A 22,173-nucleotide genomic window follows, 5' to 3' on the forward strand; every position below is an offset into this window, starting at 1 on the left:
TTTATGGCAAGAATGCGAACAAAAAAATGGGCAATGCCTTGGATTGAAGAACATGGTGATTTAATTCTTCAAGATCCTCGCCCTTTAAAGGGAAAATGGAAAGAAAAACTACATAGTCAAAAACTACATTTAGAAATAGGATCAGGAAAAGGTGCCTATTTAAATCAAATGGCAACTTTATACCCCAATGATGCTTGGGTAGGAATTGAAAAAGAAGTGGCGGCGATTGCGATGGCTGCTCGTTATAGTTATGAAGAAAATCCAAATTCTTTTAATAATAAAGTTTTTGTGCTAGGCGATGCGGATCAAGTACTAAATTGGTTTGAAGCAAAGGAAATTCATAGTTTACACTTAAATTTCTCAGATCCTTGGCCTAAAAAATACACACATAAAAGAAGATTAAGCTCACAAAAATTCTTAGAACGTTACCAAGTTATCTTGGAAGATGATGGTGAAATCATTATGAAAACGGATAATAAAGGTTTATTTGAGGACAGCTTGGTGTATTTCAATGAATCTGGCTTTCTTTTAAAAGAAGTATCGGTAGACTATCGAAGAAATCAACATCCAGAAGATGCGATTACAGAATACGAACAACGTTTTATGGATTTAGGACAGCCGATTTATCACTGTATTGTGCAGAAAAATAAGTTAGAATAAGAGTATGAAAAAGTTGCTCTTATTTTTACTGACCTGTGTTTTGCTTGGCTGTTCTTCAAACATTCATTGGCAACAAAAAATACCGGTTTTAACAAGTTCCAACAGTAATGTATTCCAAAAGAGCTACCACTTTTATATACCAAGTTCAATAGGACGTTTTGAAAGCAATGGGGATAGTTATGTTCTGGATTATCAGGGTACAAAGTTTCAAATGACCTTTAATCTTTCAACAGTGTTATTTGATTATAAAGAACCATTCTTGAAGAAGCCGCAGTTTAAAGGGGAATATATAGATGTTCATCAGGACAAACAAATGTATTTGGTTTCTTATGAAAAGCTTGAAAATCAAAAGTATTATTTGATTTATGAAAGCCCGGCTTTTATTGGTACAAGTATTTGTGAAAAGGTTGAAATGGCTGCCATTGTAAGGACGATGGTGCAGATTTCACAAAGTTTACAGGTGGATAAAAAGACCTTGCAAGAACAGTTTGTAAAGATTGACCGTAAAAAATACATAGCCGATGCGATTCCTTTTTTTGAAAAGAAAGTCGCAAAAGAAGGGCGTATTGAAGATTTATTTAGCAATAACTTAGAGGAAAGTGAAAAGAAGATGGTTGAGCATAAAGGTGATTGATTTTCTTTTACAACTTTTTAAATATAGACTAAAATAGTAAAGTACATAGGAAGGGCTGAAAATTCTATGATTAAGAAGATACAAAATTTATTATTTGAAGATGAAATACCGGAAGAATTAGAAAATGAGACGGTTGAGAAGGAAGAAGAAAAAGCAAGTGTTGTGGAAAAGATAGCGGAACCAATCGCACCAGTTCAAGAAAAGAAAGTGGTAACACCGGTTGTTCCGGTAGAAGAAGAAAAAATTGTTGAAACACCAAAGCCATCTTTTCCTAACATCACAATTGATGATAAGAAAGCTAGTGCACCGGCAAAACGTATGAAAAAAGAAAGTCGTAAGGTGAGTGAAACAAAATCTTTTGATTACAAATTTCAACCTGTCATTAGTCCTATTTTTGGTGCAAATGAAAAGGATGTTGATGCCTTGAAATCAACTGCTTCAAAACTAAATGAGAAAGAAAAGAAGAAGCATATGGAGAATGTGACAACGATTCTTTCACCAATGTGGGGTAGTGAAGGAAATAATCCTATTCACAATGTTAAAGAAGAAGTGAAGGAAACACCTTCGAGTGTGTTATTAAATGATTCCCAAATCGATGATGAAATTCCTGAGTTCTCCTTGGATGATATTTTAAATGAGCGTGATAAGGTTTATGGCAAAGTATCGGCAGGGGATACAATGTATGATAGTGAAAGTGGTGTTTTTCCGCAATTAAATTTATTTGATGATGAGCTGGAAGATGCAGAAGATTCCACAACGGTTATTAAAAAAACGATGAAGCATTAAGGTATTTAAAGAGGATGAGATGAAGTACAGCTCCAAAAGTTAGTTTGATGGTCAACTTTTGGGGTTCAGTTCAGAGTATCCTCTTTTTTAATTGAATCTTTGAAAATGTTTTAATGATTTTCATTACATTTAATTGAAAGTGTTTACAAATATCTTTATAATATTAAATAGAGGTAGACTATATGGATGCATTATTGAATGATTTACAACTAGTATGTGCAAAATTACTACCTGTTTTAGGGGTAGTGGTTTTGGTATTTATCTGTATGGTTTTAAAGCGGTTGATTACCTTATTAGAATCCATCAATAAAACAGTGAACCAATTAGAACCGACAATGAAGTTGGTGGATGAAAGTCTTGAAAAAGTACAAGCTCCTTTGGACACAACTGTTAAGTATTCTAAGAGCTTAGATTCTATTCATGATAAGGTATCTTCAGCTGTATCAAAAGCAAGTAAAGCGGTTAGTGACAATTTGAAAAAGAAAAAAGAGGAGGGAGATTTAAATGACAAATAAGAATGAAAACTATGATGATTCTTTTGAAAACATCGAAAAAACGGTTGAAGACCTAAAAAAGAAGTTACAGCAGTTAGAGGAAGAAAAAGCAGAATCTTTCGAGGAAGATGATGTTCCAAGGGAAGTGAATTTGTTTGAAGAAATGAAACAAAACACAAAGGAATTAAAGGAAGAAACGTTTCAAAAAGTCGAAGACTTAGAAAAAAAGATAGCCGACAATGAACAATTCCAAAAGACGCTAGCTTACATCAAAGAACATGCGCGTAAAAGTCGTCAAAAATTATCGAATACTTGGGATGACGTTCAATCGAGTGAACAATGGAAAACTTTATCAGCTAAGGCAAAAGAGGGTAAAGAACAATTTGGAAAAAAGGTTCTGCCTAAAGTGGAAGAAGGCGCTAAAATCATTTTTGATAAATCAAGAGAAGTCATCCAAAGTGATTTTGTTCAAGATACTTTTACAAAGGTTAAAGAAGTTGGCGAAACAATTTGGCATAAAATCCAAGATGAAATAAATGATAAGAAATAGGGTTTGAATATGAAACGTGTAACAATTTATGATGTCGCTCGTGAAGCGAATGTGTCCTTAGCAACGGTATCTCGTGTTATCAATGGTTCAAATGTGGTGAAAGCACCAACGCGTGAAAGGGTTGAAAATGCGGTTGAAAAGCTAGGTTATAAGCCAAATGCGATTGCGCAAGGCTTAGCTCTACAGAAAACAACAACAATTGGTTTGGTTGTTCCAGAAGCTTCTTTCACGTATACTGGTCAAATTATCAACGGTTTAATCGATGTCGCTAAGATTTATAATTACAACATTATGTTGCATACGATTACAGATGGTATTACGGATTTGAATTCAGTGGTGGAAGATATTATTAAATCCCATGTAGATGGGGTGATTATTTTCAATGATAAATTAAGAGCCGGTGATATGGTTGCTTTAAATCGCTATAATATTCCTGTCGTTGTGATTGGCAACAAAATTGAAGCGAAAGATGTATGTTCAGTTTATGTAAATATTGAAAAAGCTATTTATGAACTGGTGATGAAGTATCTTGAAGAAGGTAAGGAAAATATTGCAATTTTAGAAGATCGCAAAAATCCACAACAATATCAGCATATCTTACAAGGAGCAAAGAAGGCTTTTGTTTCTAAGGGTAAGGAATTTAATGGTCAGTTGAATTTACCGGCCGGAACCCGCACTTCGTATGGCTTTTTAAAGGATTGGTTAAAGAATCATCGTTATGATTTGATGATTGGCTATCGCGATTCACAAGCTATGGCGATTATCAATGCTGCAAGAGAAAATAATATTTCAGTCCCAGAGGATATGGAAGTGGTTTGTATCTTAGATACAAAATACAACACTATTATGCGTCCACAGGTATCCTCATTCTCGATTCCGTCTTATGATTTAGGGGCTGTATCTATGCGCATGATGACCAAGATGCTACAAAGAAATGAAAATGAAGATCGTGAAGATTCGATTGAATTGAGTTATTTATTTACATCACGTCAATCAACCAAAGAATAAAGATTGAAAACCTTGTTTGGTTTTGTTAAAATACTCCAAAAGCGTTGAAGAGAAGAAGTACCATTTGGAAGAATTGTAGAGAGAGCTTGTTCGGTGAAAAAGCTTGTTTGGAAGAATTGGGAATACATCTTGGAGCTATTTATCTCAAAAGGTAAATCGTTAGCCTGCGTTAAAGGTAGTTAAGGGCATAGATAAATCTATGAACTAAGGTGGTACCGCGCAATAGCGTCCTTAGAATGAAGGGCGCTTTTTATATGCCCTAGAAGGAGAAAATATGAATTTTTTAGAAGAATTACAATGGCGAGGATTAGTTAAAGATTACACAGATTTAGAAGCTTTGCGGAAACAATTAGAAAAGCCGACAACGGTTTATTGTGGTTTTGATCCAACAGCCGATTCTTTACATGTGGGTCATTTACAGCAGATTATGCTATTACGTCGTTACCAAAAGGCCGGTCATCATGTTCTAGCCTTAGCAGGGGGATTTACTGGCATGATTGGTGATCCACGTCCAACAACGGAAAGAAAATTATTGCGACATGAGGATGTTTTACACAATGTGGAATGTATTAAACACCAATTGGCAATGTTTATTGACTTTAAGGGTGATAACGCTGCCGTGATGGTAAACAATAATGATTGGTTGGAAAAGATGACAACCTTGGATTTTTTACGTGATTTTGGTAAGCAATTCAATATCGCTTATATGCTACAAAAAGACACAATTAAAAAAAGAGTAAACACCGGCTTATCTTACTTAGAATTTTCTTACACTATTTTACAAGCCATTGACTTCTATCATTTATTTAAGGAATACAATTGTCGTGTGCAAATTGGTGGATCGGATCAATGGGGTAATTTAACTTCCGGCATGGATTTGATTAAGAAGCTAGAGGGCAATGATACAGAGGTCTTTGGAATTACTTCACCACTAATCACGAAAAGTGATGGTTCTAAGTTTGGTAAGAGTGAAGGGAAGAATATTTGGTTAGATCCAAGCCGTACGAATGCGTATGAATTCTATCAATTCTGGCTGAATACTCCAGATGATGCAATTGTAGATTATCTGAAACGATTAAGCCTAAAGTCGCCAGAAGAAATTGAACATTTGGCACACTTGGTTGAAACAGAACCAGAAAGAAGAGAAGCACAAAAAGCCTTAGCAAGTGAACTAACAACTTATGTTCATGGACAAGAAGGTCTTGAGAAAGCTTTGCGTATTTCAGAAACTTTATTCTCAGGTGATTTTATGACTTTAAGTTCGGCGGAATTAAAAGAGGGATTAAGTGATGCTAAGAAGGTATTAGTGGATAGTGGTATTGGTATCTTAGATGCTTTAGTAGCAGCGGAAATTTGTAAGTCGAAATCGAATGCTCGTCAACTAATTCAACAGGGTTCTATTTCGATTAATGGTATTAAAATTCAAGCGATTGATGGCATTTTGGTCAAAGAGGAAGCGATTGATCAGGAATTTATGATTTTAAAAAAAGGTAAGAAGAACTACTATATTGTGGAATTTAAATAGATTCTCCAATTGATTTCAAACCCATTTCTTTCAATCAATCCAAACGTTACACTGATATTCAAACTTGTAGTGGGGGGGAAGAGTGGTATTGTAGTTTTTACAGATGGTACTGTTGGAATTTGTGAAAGGCTTATTAGAAATGACTTAAAAGTCGGAAACATATATAAATCCAGTTTGTTTGATATTTGGGACTCAATTAATCTAAAGAATATAATTGAGCCAAATAGAGAACTATTTAAAAATACAGAGTGCTATTCGTGTGAAAAATTTAAAGAATGCGTATATGGAAAAGGGATTTGTTATGTTAGGGCAAAAGTTATATATGGAAATTATTATTCAATAGATCCCTTTTGCCCAAAATCTAATAGTAATCAAAGAATGAGCTAATTTTATGGGTGGAATTAATTGGGTAAGTTTTATTATAAATGCGACATGAGTTGTTTTACAGTGGAAGAAGATTCAAAAGCAAAAAAGGAATATACAAATTGTTTCAAAGATATAGCAAGAATAGTATTGGATTTAAGACGTCAAATGAAATGATTGAAAATTATTTTAATAAGGCTACTTAAGTATTAGATAGTTTTTTGTCACATATGTTTGACAATACTGGAGTTTATGGTGAAACAGACCATTAGAGGGCTTGCTATTTTGGAATAAAACAGGTAGACTATAGTCATAGAAAGAAAAGGAGTGCTTCGGCACTCCTTCTATTGTGTATGGAGGCTTATGAAACAAATTAGTGAAATCGAAGCTTTACTATCCTCAGCTCTGCAAAAACATGGCTTTGAAGTGGAAGAAGTAAAATGGATTTCCGATGAAAAGACATTACAAATTAGTGTCAACAACTTACAAGGTGAAACGGATTTAGATGCTTGTGCTAAAGCAAACGAATGGATTTCAGAAATCTTAGATGAAAAAGATCCAATACCTGAAGAGTATAACTTAGAGGTTTGTTCTCCAGGTGCAGAAAGAGAAATCAAAGATATTCATCTCATTCAAAAAGAAACCTATGTTCATGTGGATTTTAAAGAGGCGGTTAATCAGCACCAAAGTCTTGAGGGTTATTTATCCGTAACAGAAAAGGGATATATGCTTCAATATCGTGAAAAAGCGGTTTTAAAGAAAATTGTATTAGATGAAAAAAATATTGCGTTTATACGCCATGCAGTAAAGGTTTAGGAGAATAAAATGAAATTAGATTATAAAAAATTACTCATTGCTTTAACGGATGTGGAAGAGGAAAGAAATATTCCTCAAACTGTCATCTTAGATGCTTTAAAAGAAGCAATGGCGAAAGCTTATAAGAAGAATGAAGAATTGCCGGATATTGATGTTGTAGCGGAAATCAATGAAAAGAAGAAATCGATTGATTTGTTTCAAAACTACGTTGTTGTAACAGATGTGGAAGATGATGAGCTGGAAATGAGCGTAGAGGAAGCACACACTTTGGATAAAAATGCACAAATTGGCGATACGGTTCGTCGTCCTGTTGAAATAGAAACCATGTCTCGTGCAGCAGCTACTTTAGCGAAGAATGTGATGCGTCAAAAGATTCGTGAAGCTGAAAAGGAAGCAGTTTATAACGAATACATTGGTCAATTACATGAAATGGTTTTTGGTACGATTGAAAGTATTAAAGATAAGTTCACTTTGGTGAATTTAGGTAAGACAACTGCTTTGATGTTAACCGGTGAACAAATCCCGGGGGAGAGGCTAAAAGAAAACCAACGCATTAAGGTGGTTATTACAGAAGTCAACAAGGAAAGTAAAGGTGCTCAAGTGCTTGTTTCGAGAGGAGATGCGATGTTAGTGCGTCGCTTATTTGAAGCCGAAGTTCCAGAAATTTTCCAAGGGATTGTAGAAATTAAAGCCATTGCTCGAGAAGCTGGTGAACGTACGAAGATGGCTGTCTTAAGCCATAATCCAGAAGTCGATCCAATTGGGGCTTGTATTGGTCCTCGCGGAGCTCGTGTGCAAGAAATTATTAAGGAATTAAAGGGTGAAAAAGTGGATATCTTTGAATGGAGTGAAGATATTACTTCCTTAGTTCAAAACGTTTTATCACCAGCAGAAATTGATGCGGTTATTCCAAATGAAGATGGTTCTTTGATTGTTATCGTAGCAGAAGATCAATTAAGTTTAGCGATTGGTAAGCGTGGTAAGAATGCTCGTTTGGCAGTTAAATTAACCAACCGTAAGATTGATATTAAGACACGTGCTGAATTAGAGGCGAATGGAGTGAACTATGAGGCTTTAATGGAAAAGGCTAAAGAACGTAAAGAAAAGATTCAGTTAGAAGCCTTAGAAAAAATCCGCAAAGCAGAATTAGAAGCGGCTAAGTTGGCAGAAAGTAAGCGTCTTGAAACATTAGAAAAATTAAGGGCTGAAAATTCAGAAGAATTAGAACAAGAATTTTTCCCGGAGGAAATGCAAGAAGTGATGGACGATGGCTTAGTTGAAGAAGTTGATCATGTTGAAGAAACAAGTCCAGAAGTCAAGGAAGAAGAAAAGATTGAAGAAGTTGTTGTAGAAGAGAAGGCTATTGCGGAAGAAAAACCGGTTGAAGTGAAGAAAGAAGAAAAGAAATCCGCCAAACACGCTAACTTGGAAGAATTGGCGAATAAAGCAACCTATGTGTCGGTATTTGAAAAATTAGTGGACAATAAGGCTCCTAGGCAAGAAGTGAAGAAGAAATGGAAGAAAAAGAAGAACGAGGAAGAAGAAATCAAGATCAACAATAAAGAACTTGAAGAACAAATTAAAAAGAAGTTGGCTTCCCAAAACAATCTTCCTATCTACACAGAAGAAGAATTGGCGGAAATCGAAGCTCAGCAACGAGCTGAAGAAGAAAGAGAATACGATTTCGATTACGATGAATATGAAGATTACTATGACGAGGAGGATGACAACTAGTCATGATGAAGAAAATTCCCTTACGCAAATGCGTAGTTACCGGGGAGCAATTCCCCAAAAAAGAGCTATTGAGAATTGTAAGGACACCAACGGGAGAAATCCATGTGGATCTTAGCGGTCGAGCAAATGGACATGGTGCTTATTTGAAAAAGGAAGTTTCTATTGTGGAGCTTGCCAAAAAAAATAAAGCATTAGAAAGAGCGTTTAAAATGAAAATAGATGAAAATGTTTATGAGGAGATTTTAAGAGCCGTTCAATAATCAAATAGTGAAATAGAAAGAGAGGGTTTATGCCAGTCAATAAGAGAAATAACACAAAGAAGAATCATCACAACAATAAGAAAAATAGGAATTATCGTGCTGAAAAACCAATCGCTAAGAAAGAAGAAGTTCATGAAATCACTTACTCCGATGGAATTACAGTTGGTGAATTAGCCGATAAGATTGGCAAACAAGCTTCTGATATCATCAAGGCATTATTTTTAGAAGGTAAGATGGTTATGATTAACTCTACCTTGGATGATGAAATGGTTCAAATGGTTTGTATTGGCTATGATATTGATGCGACCAAAGTGAAAGAAAAAGATGAATTTAGTTTAGAGGATGAAGAAGAGGATGACACAGATAGTTTGAAATCACGTCCACCTGTAATCACCATTATGGGTCATGTTGACCATGGTAAAACAACTTTATTAGACGCCATTCGTCGAACCAAGGTAGCGGATAAAGAAGCTGGTGGAATTACCCAAGCGATTGGTGCTTATCAAGTTAAAGTTAATAATCGTCCTTTGACTTTCTTAGATACACCAGGTCATGAAGCTTTTACAGCTATGCGTGCGCGCGGAGCTGGTATTACCGATGTGGCAGTTATTGTGGTTGCGGCAGATGACGGTGTCATGCCTCAAACAAGAGAAGCGATTGACCATGCAAAAGCGGCGAATGTGCCAATGATTATTGCGGTGAATAAGATGGATAAACCGGACGCTAATCCAGACCGTGTCAAGAATGAATTATCAGAACTAGGTATTATGCCGGAAGAGTGGGGTGGTGATACCATTTTCGTAAATACTTCAGCCCGTAAGGGGGATGGTATTGAAGAATTATTAGAAACTATCTTAACGGTAGCGGATGTCTTAGAATTAAAAGCTAATCCAAATCGCATTGCGACAGGTACGGTTGTGGAAGCGAAACTAGATAAGGGACGTGGATCTGTAGCAACCCTGCTGGTTCAAAATGGTACCTTATATCAAGGAGACCCAATTGTAGTTGGTACTGCCTTTGGTAAAGTACGTCGTATGATGGATGAAGATGGTCATGTCTTAAAGAAAGCTGGTCCATCCAGACCGGTTGAGATCATTGGTTTAAATGCGGTTCCGGAGGCAGGAGATATTTTCCGCAGTTATGAAAATGAAAAAGAAGCGAGAGCGATGGCAGAACGTCGTATGCGTCGTAAGCAAGAAAGCGATCGTCGTAAGACTTCAGCTATGAGTTTAGAAGATCTTTCAGAACAAATTGAAGCTGGTGAAATTAAAGAAATATCGGTTATCGTCAAGGCGGATGTACAAGGTTCGGCTGAAGCTGTGAAGTCTTCCTTAGAAAAGTTAGAAGTGGAAGGTGTTAAGGTCAATGTGATTCGTGCAACCGCCGGTTCGATTACAGAATCGGATGTTATGTTAGCGAATGCGTCGAATGCGATGATTATTGGTTTTGCGGTTCGTCCAGATGCGAATGTGCGTAAGAAAGCGGAAGAGTCCGGTGTTTCCATTCGTTTGCATGACATTATCTATAAAGCAACTGAAGAAATGACCTTAGCGATGAAGGGTATGTTAGAACCGGTTTATGAAGAAGTGGTAATTGGTCAAGCTGAAGTTCGTGAAACCTATAAGGCTTCAAAAGTGGGTACAATTGGTGGATGTATGGTAACCGATGGTAAGCTAGTATCGGCTTGTAAAGTACGTTTAATTCGTGATGGTATTGTGATTTATACAGGACAATTAGCTTCTTTGAAGCGCTTTAAGGATGATGTAAAAGAAGTGGCGACGGGATTTGATTGTGGTATTACGATTGAAAATTATAATGATATTAAAGTTGGTGATACGATTGAAGCCTATCAAGACCAAGAAGTTGAGGTGACGGTTTAATTATGGCTACTAGCATCAAACAGAAACGATTGGAAGGAATTATCCGTAAGAATATCTCGGATATCATTCAATTCAGTCTAAAAGATCCGGATGTTGGCTTTGTGACAATTACCGATGTTACGGTTTCTAATGACCATAGTTACGCTTACGTTTATGTGGCTTTCTTGGGTAAAAAAGAAAGAGCAGAAGCGGGCTTAAAGGCATTGAATAGAGCGAAGGGTTTTATTCGTACGGAATTGAGTCAACGTTTAGATATTCGTCGAACCCCAGAACTCATCTTTGCGATTGATAAAGTAGAGGAACAAGGTCGCCATATCGATGAAATTATCAAGAAAATTCATGAGGGGGAACAATGAAGTGAACCCCAAAAGTTGGACAAGATGATATGTACCCCTTTTACCGGACAAATCCAGTGAAAGGGGTTTTTGTATGAAATATGATTATGCTTTTAAACTAAATGCCGTAGAAATGTATCGATTCGGTCAGTGGATTGATAATCCGGATGGTATTGGACAAAAGAACTTCAGAAAAAGAATTGTACAATGATTCAGAATTCTTCTTAATGAAAATATCACAACTTCATGGTACAATAAATAAAAAAGTTATTTGACAGATAGCAGATTATAATTAACTTATATGATTTTACCTGTAAATAAAAGTCTAACATTATTGATATTTAAAGTCTGAGTTCATTTCTAAAAGTTGAAGCAATAAACAAAGAAGGAGATAGATAATATATGAAAAAAGATGGAAAAATGCAAAAACTAACTTCATTTTTATTAGTTTTTATAATGTTATTCGGCTTATTTATATCTGTTAAACCTGTATTTGCTTCTGACGAAGTAAATGATGCGGGAACTATAACTATGAAAGTAAGCGACATCATAAAAGATAACAAAAATTTTGATAGTGAAACAGGCAATTGGGTTGCCGATTATGATGTGGCGGAAAAGATGTGGCAAGAAATGGCACCGGGTCTTGTGCCGGGAGATCATGTAATTTGCAAATTGGAAATCGTAAATGATACTAAGGTTCCTTACTATGTTCAAAAAAACATTGAAACATTTTCAATGGTATATAAGGACGATTTTACAAATAATGACTATAACCAAATATATGGAAGGGATTTGAAATTAGGATTTGATTTTCCTGATAATACAAAGAACATTGAAAAAGTAGAAATTAAAAATCAGTCCGGGGCAAAAAAAATCAATCTCGGAGGAAAGCCTGCATATATTGGAGAAATTCTTGCTTCTGACAATGAGGTAAAACTTAATCCCGGCAGTCGATATGCTATGACTTACCATCTTTATTTTATATTTGAGTCGCCAAATATGTCTCAGAATATGAAGATATGGTTAAGGCTTGCAATGATGTTAAAAAAGGCGGAAACGACAACTATAAATGCAAAGAAGGTGTGGGTCGACAACGGCTTTGGCGGTGATAAAAAAGACCTCTACTTCCAACTCAGAAAAAATAATAATGGAAACTATGAGAATGTTGGAGATAAACAAAAAGTAGAAGGTGTAAATGAAGTAACTTGGACGGTGCCTAAGTATGATGACCGAGGTAATGAAATAAAGTATGTAGTAGCTGAAGTGGATAAAGATGATAATTCATGGAATGCAAACAGTAATTGGAGTTTTGATGTTAAAGGAACTGTAACTGATGGATTTACCTTTACCAACATCTATAACAATAATCGTATAAAAGTTGAAGGTTCAAAAACTTGGAATGACAATAATAACCAAGATGGCAAAAGACCTGAAAAAATTACTATCAACTTAATGAAGAAAGTTGGAGACGGTGAAGTTGTTAAGGCTGACAGTAAAATAATAGAAAAGGATAGCGAAGGTAATTGGAAGTGGTCCTGGGAAAATCTGCCTGAATATGAAAACAAAAAGAAGATAACATATACAGTATCAGAGGAAGTGGTAGAAGGTTATTCAGTCAAGATTAATGGTTATGATATTACAAACTCATATACACCCGGAAAGACAAGCATTCAGGTAACAAAAGCTTGGGAAGATAAGAATGACCAAGACGGAGTAAGACCAGACAGCATAACTGTCAAGTTATTGGCAGACGGCAAAGAAACAGCTAGGACATTAACCTTGACAAAGGCAGATAACTGGACAGGAACTTTCACAAACCTTGATGAATACAAGGCAGGAAAGAAGATAAAATACACTGTAAAAGAAGAGCCTGTCGGCAATGGATACAAGAGTTTGATTACAAAAAGTGGTAAGAACGGATATGTTGTTACTAACATTAGAGTTCCGAATACCCCTTCGAAAAAACCTAATAAACCGAATAAACCATTACCGAAGACAGGCGATGCTTCTAATCCTACTCTATACGCAAGTCTTTTAGGTTTATCAGGAATTGCATGGTTGTTACTTGGACTTTTAAGAAAAAAGAATAGAAAAGAAGAAAACAAATAATTTTATTTATTTGATAACTTTAAAAACTAAATAAAGAACATATAATAGAAAGTTTTTTCTGTTATATCAGGAGGACTTCTACACTCTGACATAAGAAGTCCTCCTTTTTTATTCTCAACAAACCGAATCAGAATATGTACATTGATATGTACCCGGAATCCCGGACACATATTTATAAACTAGGCGGAACACATGGATGCTGTCCTGTATTGTACAGCTGGCATCCATTTTGTTTTTACCTGAATTCTTTTGTTATTATAATAATCTATATATTCATCAATAGCCTTTGAGAATTCTGAGAAGGAAGAATAGTCTTTCTCATAGCCATAATACATCTCATTTTTCAATCTTCCAAAGAATGCTACCATTATGGCGCTTAGAAATACTCAAGTCTATGATTTTCCTTGAGAATAAATCCATCACAACACAAAGGTAATGGAAAAAGTCATTTACCTTGATATAAATAAAATTACTTATCTAAACAGAGTGTACAATAAATTCCTCTTTTTTATGGAGTTTCGATTCTTTTGGGAATAAGAAAGAGAAAGGAGTTTTTATGATTAAAGTTGAACCGGAAGAATTAGAATTGCAAGCCAATCAGTTGCAACAAGCTTTAGAACAATACCAAAATCAAAGTGGTCAATTGATGAACACGGTATTAAATCTAAAGGATATTTGGCAAGGAAAAGACAATGAGGCTTTTACCAATCGTTTATTGGAATACCACAAAGATATCCAACAGATTGGTCTTATCCTCAATGACTACATTCAATTTTTAAAACAAAGCACGCATAGCTATCGTCAAGTCCAAGAGGATTTAGTATCACAAGTCCAAGGATTAAAAGGATAGGAGGGTTTTATGGCTATACAAATATCAATTGCGAATGTTCGTGAATCTTGTGATCATCTCAAACAACAATCTCAACAAATGATGGATACCCTAGAAGCCATCAAACAGAAAATGATTCTAGTCCAGCATAGTTTTGAATCCGAAGCTTCGGATGAATTTCAAAATCGCTTTCGACTATTTTCAAAACGTTTTTTAGAAATGCGGGATACAATTCAATCCTATATTCAATTCTTAGAAATGACGACGAGTTCTTATGAGAGTTTAGATGCTAGTCTAAAAGGAAATGCGAATGGTATGCAAGTGTAAAAAGATTGTCTTATGTGCCTTGTTATCTCTTTCTCTATTTGCTTGTAAAAAAGAAACGAAAGATACGATTTCATTAGGAAATTGGTTAAAAGCCTTACAACAAGAAGCCCATATTGAAGCAACTAAAACAAAAAAACCATATTTTCTTCACATCCAAAAAAATCATCCGCAGTTTGAGATAGTTCAAACTGCGGTAGATTGGAAGATTGTGGAAGAAGGAATCCATTTTGATTTAGAAAAATCCTTAACGAAAGAATGGCTAGCGTATACCCTTGTAAACTTGTGGGAACCTAAGAAAGAGCTATCCAGTCCAAGCATTAAAGATAAGGATAAATCTCAGTTTCCAAAGCACATTGAAAAAGCAGTTTCTTTAGGGATTGTGGACGTAGATAAGCATCAACTATTTCATCCTCAAGAAGTCTTAGAAAAAAAGAAAGCGATTGAAATTTTGAAGAAAGTCGTTCGTTATTTGGATGATAAAGAAGTGAAGTCAAATCAAGGAAAAGTGGAGTGGAAAGAAGGTATGGATGTACAAGAAATCAATTCCTCCCAATTCAATGAAAAAGAAAAGTCATTCCACCTAGGACAAAAATCTTCTATCAAAAAAGGGACGATTTTAAAACACAAAGAAAACTATTATCGTATTAAAAGAATAGCGGATAAAAAAGCCTTTTTAGAAAGTATCAATCCTTTAGAATTCACGGAAAAGATAGACCTTTCAGGCGAAATGAAGGTGGATTGGTCAAAAGCAAGTGTTCAACCGATTTCAGAGGTACTTCAGCCAATGGCACTGAAGTCCTCTTCTTATGTTAAGCCCATTCAAATCTTTGGTTATCAAGGGGAACTAAGGTTAGATTCATCAGGTGTTTATGTACGAGCTGAAAAACAACTTCCTAAAAAAGCAAAGGCTTTTGTACAAATGGATGTTAGTGGTTTATCGTTAAAATACGATTGGCATTCTCGAGGCTTAAGGATACCGGATGCTTATGTTCGTTTTCGCTTTCAATCCAATCAAAAAGCCGGTATTGAAAAGGAAAATAAAAAAAGCTATCAGCTCAATCCCAATCTAAATTTAAGGGATATTCAATCCTATCTCATTCCAAAAGAGCACTTTGTGAAAGCCAGAATTCCTTTATGTTCTATTCAAGTCCCCATTCCTCAATTTCCTAGTTTGAATGTGCATTTATCTCTCGTGGCAGAATTGGATATGCAGGGTTATCTTCACTTCTCTTTACAACAAATGAACCTCTTGGGGTTTCAAATTCGTAATTCTCATATCCGTTGGATTTCAAATTCCAGTCAACAAAATTATCTGCAATCCAATGCGTCTGCTTCTGTGCTTGCGAATGTGAGCTTGGCTTTGCGTTTAGCCCATTATGACTTAGCAAATGTAGGTTTAAAAGCAGGTATTCAAGGACGTTTGAAGGATAAAATTGTTTTTTACGATAGCTATCGCAAGGGGCAAGAGCTAGAAGGACCTTTTGACGAGCAAATTCAACAAAAAGAAGGCATTCGTTATTGTAAAGATTATTCAGCGAATTGGCTGCTGGAGGTTTTCTTTAATCAAGAAAATAGTTTTTTAAATCGATTGGGTATGAAAGCGAATTTCCCTTTACTAAATGAGAAACAAGCCACCATTTTTAAAGCAAAGGGGAATGGTCTGGAGGCTTGTCGCTTAAATCCACCAAGAGATAGAGAAGCGATTCATTATCGAGATGGATTCGCCTTGGAAAGTTTAAGCTATACCGTTAAAAAAGGACAAGTAGTATCCGTTGAACTTCTTGATTTACCGAGTGGCTATTCTTTAAAAGACGTTGAGGTAAAAGTGGTTCATCCTGAAATTATTGAAAATAATTTTTTGCTTTTTAAAGGCTTACAAGAAGGGGCCAGCTCTATTCGTATACAAACCAAAGACCAAGAGCATACCGTCTATATTTCGATTATGGTTGTTTCATGAGAATACTACTTTGTTATCAAAAAAGAGTTAGAAGGATAGTGTTAAATGAATGTTTCGTGGATAAACTAAAGATTGTGTATCAGGATGGTTTTTATTTAGATAAACAAGCTTTACCGTTAAAACAATGGATTCATTTCAGATACCGTCATAAGCGATATAGTCTTTGGATTGAACAAGAATCAACGTATAGCTATATTCTGCCCTGTGACTTAAAACTAGAAAAGGATCTTCCCAAAGGTATTCCAAGCCTAGAATTAAAAGCTGATGGAAGTATTGAGTCATTGGATAAGATATGGAAAAAAGGGGATTGCTTGGATTATTACCACTATCATCTTGAATGGCATGCGTTTGGTTGGTTGGTGAATACCAGTCTTTCGGAAAAGAAGGTTCAACTGGAAACAAGAATAAGAAGAGAAGTTTATTTTCCTAAGTTAGAGAAGTTGGAACAACCAAAGCATATTCCTATGCCAGCCATTGTTGCTTACCCAAAGAGGTCTTTATTACTTCAAATGGGACCTAGTTTAACGATGACTTTTGCGACTTTAATGAATGCGTCCGTACAATCATTTCGTTTGTATGAACAGGGAAAATCACAAGAAGAAATTTTATTTGTGTTTTTAATGCCTGTCATGATGTTTGTGAGTATTATTTTATGGCAACCATTGAATCGCTACGCTGAAAATAAGCAAGAAAAGAAGAATAAAGAAACGCAAATGTTAGACTATCAAAAAAGTGTTCAGGAAAGTTGGCTATCTTTTTTTAAACAATTTCAGACTTATAAAGAAAGAATTAGCCAATCTTTCTTTACTTCTTCTATTTGTTTAAGACATCCACCATCTCTTTGGATAGGATTAGGCAGCAATCATGAAAACATGGATTGTCCTTTTCAAAAGGAAATTGAAACTTTAAAAATAGAAAACTTCACAAATCAGAAAGTGTTATTTTCGGCTAGTGAAGAAATGTTTATCCAATGGATAAAAAAATGGGATGCTTTATATCTAGCTAAGGATATACCGGCTTATTTAATTGCTTCAAAGGATTGGTTTGAGAAACATTTAGAATTACAGCAACTTCCACTTTTTTACCACCATGGGAAACGACATTTTTATACAAATGATGATTTTGAAATAGAGTCAGGATCCATTCTTTTTTCAATGATTCCTTTAACCACTTTCAAACAAGCTACTTACTTTGTTTTGAGCACACAATCGCTCCATTATCCTTATGAAAAAAGATTGCTGTATAACCAACAAGAAATACAGATTGAAGATGAAATTAAGAAAAGAAGCTATTATCTCATAGAAGAAAATAAACAGGAATATAGAGCCAATGATTACCAAGTTCATGATTTAAAACAAAGTCTATCCAAACAAGGCTTGTCTTGTGACATGGGTGAGAATGTTTGCCTAGACTTAAGTGAAACAGGGATGGGACCTCATGCCATCATTACAGGTACAACGGGCAGCGGGAAAAGTGAGTTTGTCTTGTATTGGTTATTAAAGATGGCTTGTCAAAACACGCCAGAACAGCTTCAAATCCTCTTGTTTGATTTTAAAGGAGAAAGTTTAAAGCAATCGCTTATGAACAAGGGCAAGCCTATTCCCTATATTAATGCCAGCATTAGTGACTTAGATATAGATGAATTCGATAGAGCTTTATATGGTTTAGAACAAGAATGTCGGTATCGAGAGACTCTTTTTCAAAAAGCGAGCGTTTCCTTACAAAAGCCAATCACTAGTTTAAGTCAATACCAAACGTTACAAAAAGAAGATTGGGAATGTTTGCCGGAAATCATCTTAGTTTTTGATGAATTTGCTCAATTTAAACAACGCTTTCCGGATAAATTAAATCCTTTTATTACATTAGCAAGAATTGGTAGAAGCCTAGGTATCCATTTTATTTTAATTACCCAAAAGGCCAGCGGTATTATTTCTGAACAAATATGGGCAAATGTGCGCTTGAGAATATGTATGAAGGTAACCGATAAACAAGATTGTTTAGATACTTTGCATGAAGATCGAAGAAAGGATCTAAAACTAGCGGGAGATTTTATTGCTCACTATGATGAAGAATATCAGCAAGGTCATTGTCCTTATTTAGAAGATTTTATTACTCCAGAAGAAAAGAAAGTGGAATTGGACCTTCAGCTACAAGCCATTCCAACAAAGAGTAAAAATCAATTGCGCTTGCGCGAATATTTATTAGAAGAAATTGAAAAGAAAAAAGAAGAAAATCATCTTCGCTCTATTTGGTTAAAACCACCAAGTTCTAATTTACTAACTTCTTCCATGTTAGGAATCATAGATGATTATGAGCAGGCTCGTTATACACCTATTTTATTAGAAGAAATAAAGAAACCAATTCTATTTTTATATGCGAATCAAGAGGATATATTCACCTTAGAAAAGCGAATTGGAAAAGGAAAATTTCAAGCTCGTTCTATTCATGAAAAAATGAGTCAAACGGAATTAGACAATCATTTTATTTTGTATAAAGGACCATTAACTCTTGATCGAATAAGTCAATACTTCCAACAAATGAAACGCATTCATTCTTTAAGAAAAGCAGAGGCGCTATGTCTATATCAAGAAAAAATTCAGAAAATCCTATTGTTTTAAGAAGAATTATTTTAAAAATCAAACTAGAAGACCATTGGTTTGAAGTTCAAAGTCATTGTTCTTTAAAGGAAGTGTTCCCTAGCTATCATTTATTTTATGATTTGTTAGAAGGGGAATGGATTGATGAAGATGAAAAGATAGAAACACTTTGTAAGGGAAATCGGCTTCCTTATTTAGAAGTCTTTCAGTCAATTGAATAAATGCTATAATGTCCTCATGGATGCCATCTATTTAATCAACAAACCGAAAGGCATGACTTCCTTTGATGTAATAACGAAGATGCGTAAGGTTTTGCAGATGAAAAAAATTGGTCATACAGGTACACTGGATCCAGAAGCCAGTGGCCTTTTAATTGTTTTAACGGGTAAGTGTACAAAGTGTATTCCTTATTGTGTGAAAAATCATAAGCACTACATTGCTCAATTTGAATTAGGAAAAGCTAGTGATACAGAGGATGCTTTTGGAACGATTATGGAAGAAAGAAAAGCGAAGAAATACAGTGATATTGAGCTACAAGAAATAGCGACTCGTATGCAAGGAACTTATTTTCAAACACCACCGATGTATTCAGCCAAAAAGTTGCATGGTAAAAAATTTTATGAATACGCTCGTGTGGGAAAAGATATTGAACGAGAAGCGGTGAAAGTAGAAATCAATCAGCTTTCTGTTCGTTATTTAAAGGATGATATGTATGAAATGGATGCGCTTGTATCTTCGGGTACTTACATTCGTACTTTGATTGTGGACTTTGCGAAAAAGTTAGGTGAGTTAGCGATTATGACTTCTTTACAAAGAATTGGCATTGAACATTTATCCCTTGACCAAAGTATTCCTTTAGAGGATTTTGATGAAAATGCTAAGGCTATTTCTTTATTTGATTGTGCTAATCCAGCCTATCCTTTTATTGAGGTGGAGAATCCGGTGCCTATTTTACAAGGTAAGAAAATAGAATTGGATCGTGAGGAAGAAATTGTCTTATTGTGTTATCAGAAGGAAGTATTAGCCGCCTATGAAAAAGAAGCATCGGGTAGGTATCATTGTTTAAGAGGCTTGTTTTAATGAAGAAAGATTTTTTAACACTTGCAAAAGAAACAAACATAGAAGAAAAATTGGTCGCTTGTATTGGCTACTTTGATGGCATTCATGTTGGTCATCAAGCCTTAATTCAAAAAACCATAGAACTTGCCAAAAAAGAAAAAGCGATTCCAACGATGATTTCTTTTGAACCGGATCCTTGGCTAGTCATTAAAGACATTAAAGAAATAAAGCATATTACAACGATGGAAGACCGCATGTCCTTAGTAGAAGAATTAGGAATTGAAAGATTTATTTTATTAGATTTCACAAAAGAAATGGCATCTTTAGAACCAGAGGTATTTATTGAACAAGTTCTCGGGAAACTCCATTTAAAAGGCTTGGTATGTGGCTTTGATTTTCATTTTGGAAAACAAGGTAAAGGAGATTATTCCTTTTTACAGAAACATTGTTCTTATCCAATCTTTCAAATTGACAAGATAGAGGATGAAAAAGGGAAAATTAGTTCTACCCGTATTAGTCAAGCTATTATGAATGGTCAGATGGAAGAAGCCAATCGTTTATTAGGAAGAGACTATAGTTGCCAAGGAAAAGTAATTCATGGTTTGCGTAAGGGACATCAATTAAACTTCCCAACTGCTAATATTGCTTATTCTGATGAACTGATTCTAGCAAAAAAAGGGGTGTATGGAGGCTATGTTTTTATTCATGGTGAAAAGAAACTCTGTATGATGAACTTAGGTCATAATCCTAGTATTCAATACCAAAATCGTTTATCTCTTGAGGTTCATATTTTAGACTTTGATGAGGATTTATATGGGCAAAAACTACGGGTATATTGGCTTGGCTTTATACGCGATGAAAAATACTTTTCTTCACCAGAAGAACTGATGGACCAATTAATGAAAGATCAAATTGAGGTGATAAGAAAATGGGGCTAGATTTACCACAGGAATTCTTAAAACGGATGCAAGCTATGCTGGGTAAGGAATATGATGCTTTTAAAGAGGCATATCAGAAACCTTATCATCGCCATGCTCGTTTTAATTCTTTAAAGGTGGATGATTTTCCTTCGGATGTACGAGATTGGCTTTTGAAGAGAAGTCCTTTTTGTTTAAATGGAGCGTATTTGAAGGAGGGTATTCAACCTATTCAAATCGCAAGCTATCGAAATGGCGGTTTTTATATGCAAGAAGCCTCGGCTTCATCGGTGGTTGCTTTATTGAATATTCAAAAAGGGGAGTATGTGTTGGATATGTGTGCCGCCCCAGGTTCAAAGTCAACACAAATTGGTGAATATTTAAAACAAGAAGGATTATTAGTGAGTAATGAGTATGTTTCAAAACGAGCTATGATTTTATTGGAAAATATCATTCGCCATGGACTTCAAAATGCGATTGTTTTAAATTGTGATACCAAGCTGTTAGCGCAAGAATTTCCTTCCGGCTTTGATAAAATATTAGTGGATGCGCCTTGTTCGGGTGAAGGTTTATTCTTAAAACAAGAAAGTAGTGTGCAAGAATGGTCTTTGGATAATATTTCTCTTTGTGCAAAACGACAAGCAGAAATCCTGGAGAACGCTTATATCTGTTTAAGAAAAGGTGGGAATTTATTGTATAGCACCTGTACTTTTGCGAAAGAAGAAAATGAGGATCAAATCGCAGCTTTTTTAAAGAAACATGAGGATATGGAATTGATTCCTATTGAAGTGAATTTTGGTCGCCCTGGTTTTTCACCATTTCCACAAACCAGAAGGATATTTCCAATGGATGGAGGTTCTGGTCATTTTATGGCTTTATTACATAAAAAAGGAATGGAAACAAGAAGGATTTGGAAAACCATTCCAACCAAGAACGAACATTTTTATCAAGAAGAAGTAAACAAGCTTCTCCATCAACCATATCGATATTTCCATGAATTTCAAGGGAAGTTATATGCCGGTAATGAGCTATTTTTAGATAGCCAATCCTTAAGAATTGTTCGTCAAATGATTTGTGTGGGAGAAATAAGAAATAAACGACTTATCTTTGATCATCATTTCTTTATGGCATCATCTTTAAAGAAAGAAAGAAAAATAGATATCAATGAGGAACAATATCAGCATTATATTCATGGGGACACATTGGCTATTTTAAAGCCAAAGGGCTATTATGGAGTATGTTATAGGGGCTTAGTTGTTGGTGGTTGTCGCAGTGATGGGCAACAGTTAAAAAATCTTTATCCAAAAGCATGGCGAACTCGTTAGGAGGAAAA

The 22,173-nt window shown here is 35.2% G+C and carries 23 protein-coding genes and 1 other annotated feature; of the genes, 22 read left to right on the plus strand and 1 reads right to left on the minus strand.

Annotated features, from left to right (window positions below):
• Positions 1 to 3: 3 nt before the first annotated feature.
• The 14 genes from trmB to JOS54_RS03135 all read left to right on the plus strand — a co-directional run bounded on the left by trmB (position 4) and on the right by JOS54_RS03135 (position 13,154).
• Positions 4 to 660: a tRNA (guanosine(46)-N7)-methyltransferase TrmB gene (gene trmB, locus JOS54_RS03070; RefSeq protein ID WP_203245605.1), complete on the plus strand. Its 657-nt coding sequence runs from the start codon at positions 4 to 6 to the stop codon at positions 658 to 660.
• A 4-nt stretch (positions 661 to 664) separates the two neighbouring features.
• The gene (locus JOS54_RS03075; protein WP_203245606.1) at positions 665 to 1,294 is read left to right on the plus strand and encodes a hypothetical protein; all 630 of its coding nucleotides are present in this window, start codon (positions 665 to 667) and stop codon (positions 1,292 to 1,294) included.
• A gap of 66 nt (positions 1,295 to 1,360) precedes the next feature.
• Entirely contained in the window at positions 1,361 to 2,080 is a 720-nt protein-coding gene (locus JOS54_RS03080) for a hypothetical protein (protein ID WP_203245607.1), read from the plus strand.
• 182 nt (positions 2,081 to 2,262) lie between these two features.
• Complete coding sequence (locus JOS54_RS03085) at positions 2,263 to 2,595, plus strand: hypothetical protein (protein ID WP_203245608.1); 333 nt, start codon at positions 2,263 to 2,265, stop codon at positions 2,593 to 2,595.
• Positions 2,585 to 3,124, plus strand: a complete 540-nt coding sequence (locus JOS54_RS03090; protein WP_203245609.1) for a hypothetical protein — start codon at positions 2,585 to 2,587, stop codon at positions 3,122 to 3,124. Before JOS54_RS03085 ends, JOS54_RS03090 begins: the two co-directional genes overlap by 11 nt.
• A 9-nt stretch (positions 3,125 to 3,133) precedes the next feature.
• Positions 3,134 to 4,132: a LacI family DNA-binding transcriptional regulator gene (locus tag JOS54_RS03095; RefSeq protein WP_203245610.1), complete on the plus strand. Its 999-nt coding sequence runs from the start codon at positions 3,134 to 3,136 to the stop codon at positions 4,130 to 4,132.
• A gap of 35 nt (positions 4,133 to 4,167) precedes the next feature.
• Positions 4,168 to 4,368: a binding site (T-box leader), on the plus strand.
• Between the two features lie 38 nt (positions 4,369 to 4,406).
• Positions 4,407 to 5,657 carry a tyrosine--tRNA ligase gene (tyrS, locus tag JOS54_RS03100; protein WP_203245611.1) on the plus strand — a complete coding sequence of 417 codons (1,251 nt, stop codon included), beginning with the start codon at positions 4,407 to 4,409 and terminating at the stop codon, positions 5,655 to 5,657.
• Between the two features lie 9 nt (positions 5,658 to 5,666).
• Entirely contained in the window at positions 5,667 to 6,044 is a 378-nt protein-coding gene (locus JOS54_RS03105) for an SPASM domain-containing protein (protein WP_203245612.1), read from the plus strand.
• A 339-nt stretch (positions 6,045 to 6,383) separates the two neighbouring features.
• Positions 6,384 to 6,836, plus strand: a complete 453-nt coding sequence (rimP, locus tag JOS54_RS03110; RefSeq protein WP_203245613.1) for a ribosome maturation factor RimP — start codon at positions 6,384 to 6,386, stop codon at positions 6,834 to 6,836.
• Positions 6,837 to 6,845: 9 nt separating this feature from the next.
• Positions 6,846 to 8,570, plus strand: a complete 1,725-nt coding sequence (gene nusA / locus JOS54_RS03115; protein WP_203245614.1) for a transcription termination factor NusA — start codon at positions 6,846 to 6,848, stop codon at positions 8,568 to 8,570.
• A gap of 5 nt (positions 8,571 to 8,575) precedes the next feature.
• The gene (rnpM, locus tag JOS54_RS03120; RefSeq protein WP_203245774.1) at positions 8,576 to 8,830 is read left to right on the plus strand and encodes an RNase P modulator RnpM; all 255 of its coding nucleotides are present in this window, start codon (positions 8,576 to 8,578) and stop codon (positions 8,828 to 8,830) included.
• Positions 8,831 to 8,859: 29 nt separating this feature from the next.
• Positions 8,860 to 10,710, plus strand: coding sequence for a translation initiation factor IF-2 (infB, locus tag JOS54_RS03125; protein WP_203245615.1), 1,851 nt, complete (start codon positions 8,860 to 8,862; stop codon positions 10,708 to 10,710).
• Positions 10,711 to 10,712: 2 nt separating this feature from the next.
• Positions 10,713 to 11,066 (plus strand): 30S ribosome-binding factor RbfA, encoded by a 354-nt coding sequence (gene rbfA, locus JOS54_RS03130; protein ID WP_203245616.1) that lies wholly within the window; start codon positions 10,713 to 10,715, stop codon positions 11,064 to 11,066.
• Positions 11,067 to 11,447: 381 nt separating this feature from the next.
• Positions 11,448 to 13,154, plus strand: a complete 1,707-nt coding sequence (locus JOS54_RS03135) for a Cna B-type domain-containing protein (RefSeq protein WP_203245617.1) — start codon at positions 11,448 to 11,450, stop codon at positions 13,152 to 13,154.
• Between the two features lie 179 nt (positions 13,155 to 13,333).
• On the opposite strand, the gene JOS54_RS07990 is transcribed toward JOS54_RS03135, so the two are convergent.
• The gene (locus tag JOS54_RS07990) at positions 13,334 to 13,522 is read right to left on the minus strand and encodes an IS3 family transposase (RefSeq protein WP_203245618.1); all 189 of its coding nucleotides are present in this window, start codon (positions 13,520 to 13,522) and stop codon (positions 13,334 to 13,336) included.
• 188 nt (positions 13,523 to 13,710) lie between these two features.
• Here JOS54_RS07990 and JOS54_RS03145 point away from each other — a divergent pair, with 188 nt between their 5' ends.
• From JOS54_RS03145 to JOS54_RS03180, 8 genes are read left to right on the plus strand one after another with little or no spacing between them, the layout of a single operon-like run.
• Entirely contained in the window at positions 13,711 to 14,004 is a 294-nt protein-coding gene (locus JOS54_RS03145) for a WXG100 family type VII secretion target (RefSeq protein WP_203245619.1), read from the plus strand.
• Between the two features lie 9 nt (positions 14,005 to 14,013).
• On the plus strand, positions 14,014 to 14,310 hold the full coding sequence (locus JOS54_RS03150; RefSeq protein ID WP_203245620.1) for a WXG100 family type VII secretion target: 297 nt from the start codon (positions 14,014 to 14,016) through the stop codon (positions 14,308 to 14,310).
• Positions 14,294 to 16,267 (plus strand): hypothetical protein, encoded by a 1,974-nt coding sequence (locus JOS54_RS03155; RefSeq protein ID WP_203245621.1) that lies wholly within the window; start codon positions 14,294 to 14,296, stop codon positions 16,265 to 16,267. The genes JOS54_RS03150 and JOS54_RS03155 overlap by 17 nt, the downstream gene beginning before the upstream one ends.
• A gap of 38 nt (positions 16,268 to 16,305) precedes the next feature.
• On the plus strand, positions 16,306 to 18,885 hold the full coding sequence (locus tag JOS54_RS03160) for an FtsK/SpoIIIE domain-containing protein (protein ID WP_203245622.1): 2,580 nt from the start codon (positions 16,306 to 16,308) through the stop codon (positions 18,883 to 18,885).
• A complete protein-coding gene (locus tag JOS54_RS03165) occupies positions 18,843 to 19,085 on the plus strand; it encodes a hypothetical protein (protein ID WP_203245623.1) in 243 nt (80 codons plus the stop codon). Before JOS54_RS03160 ends, JOS54_RS03165 begins: the two co-directional genes overlap by 43 nt.
• A gap of 16 nt (positions 19,086 to 19,101) precedes the next feature.
• Positions 19,102 to 19,944 (plus strand): tRNA pseudouridine(55) synthase TruB, encoded by an 843-nt coding sequence (truB, locus tag JOS54_RS03170; protein ID WP_203245624.1) that lies wholly within the window; start codon positions 19,102 to 19,104, stop codon positions 19,942 to 19,944.
• Positions 19,944 to 20,861 carry a riboflavin biosynthesis protein RibF gene (gene ribF, locus JOS54_RS03175; RefSeq protein WP_203245625.1) on the plus strand — a complete coding sequence of 306 codons (918 nt, stop codon included), beginning with the start codon at positions 19,944 to 19,946 and terminating at the stop codon, positions 20,859 to 20,861. Before truB ends, ribF begins: the two co-directional genes overlap by 1 nt.
• The gene (locus tag JOS54_RS03180; RefSeq protein WP_203245626.1) at positions 20,852 to 22,165 is read left to right on the plus strand and encodes a hypothetical protein; all 1,314 of its coding nucleotides are present in this window, start codon (positions 20,852 to 20,854) and stop codon (positions 22,163 to 22,165) included. The genes ribF and JOS54_RS03180 overlap by 10 nt, the downstream gene beginning before the upstream one ends.
• Positions 22,166 to 22,173 lie beyond the last annotated feature (8 nt).

This window comes from Bulleidia sp. zg-1006, from assembly GCF_016812035.1.
Taxonomy (GTDB): domain Bacteria; phylum Bacillota_I; class Bacilli_A; order Erysipelotrichales; family Erysipelotrichaceae; genus Bulleidia.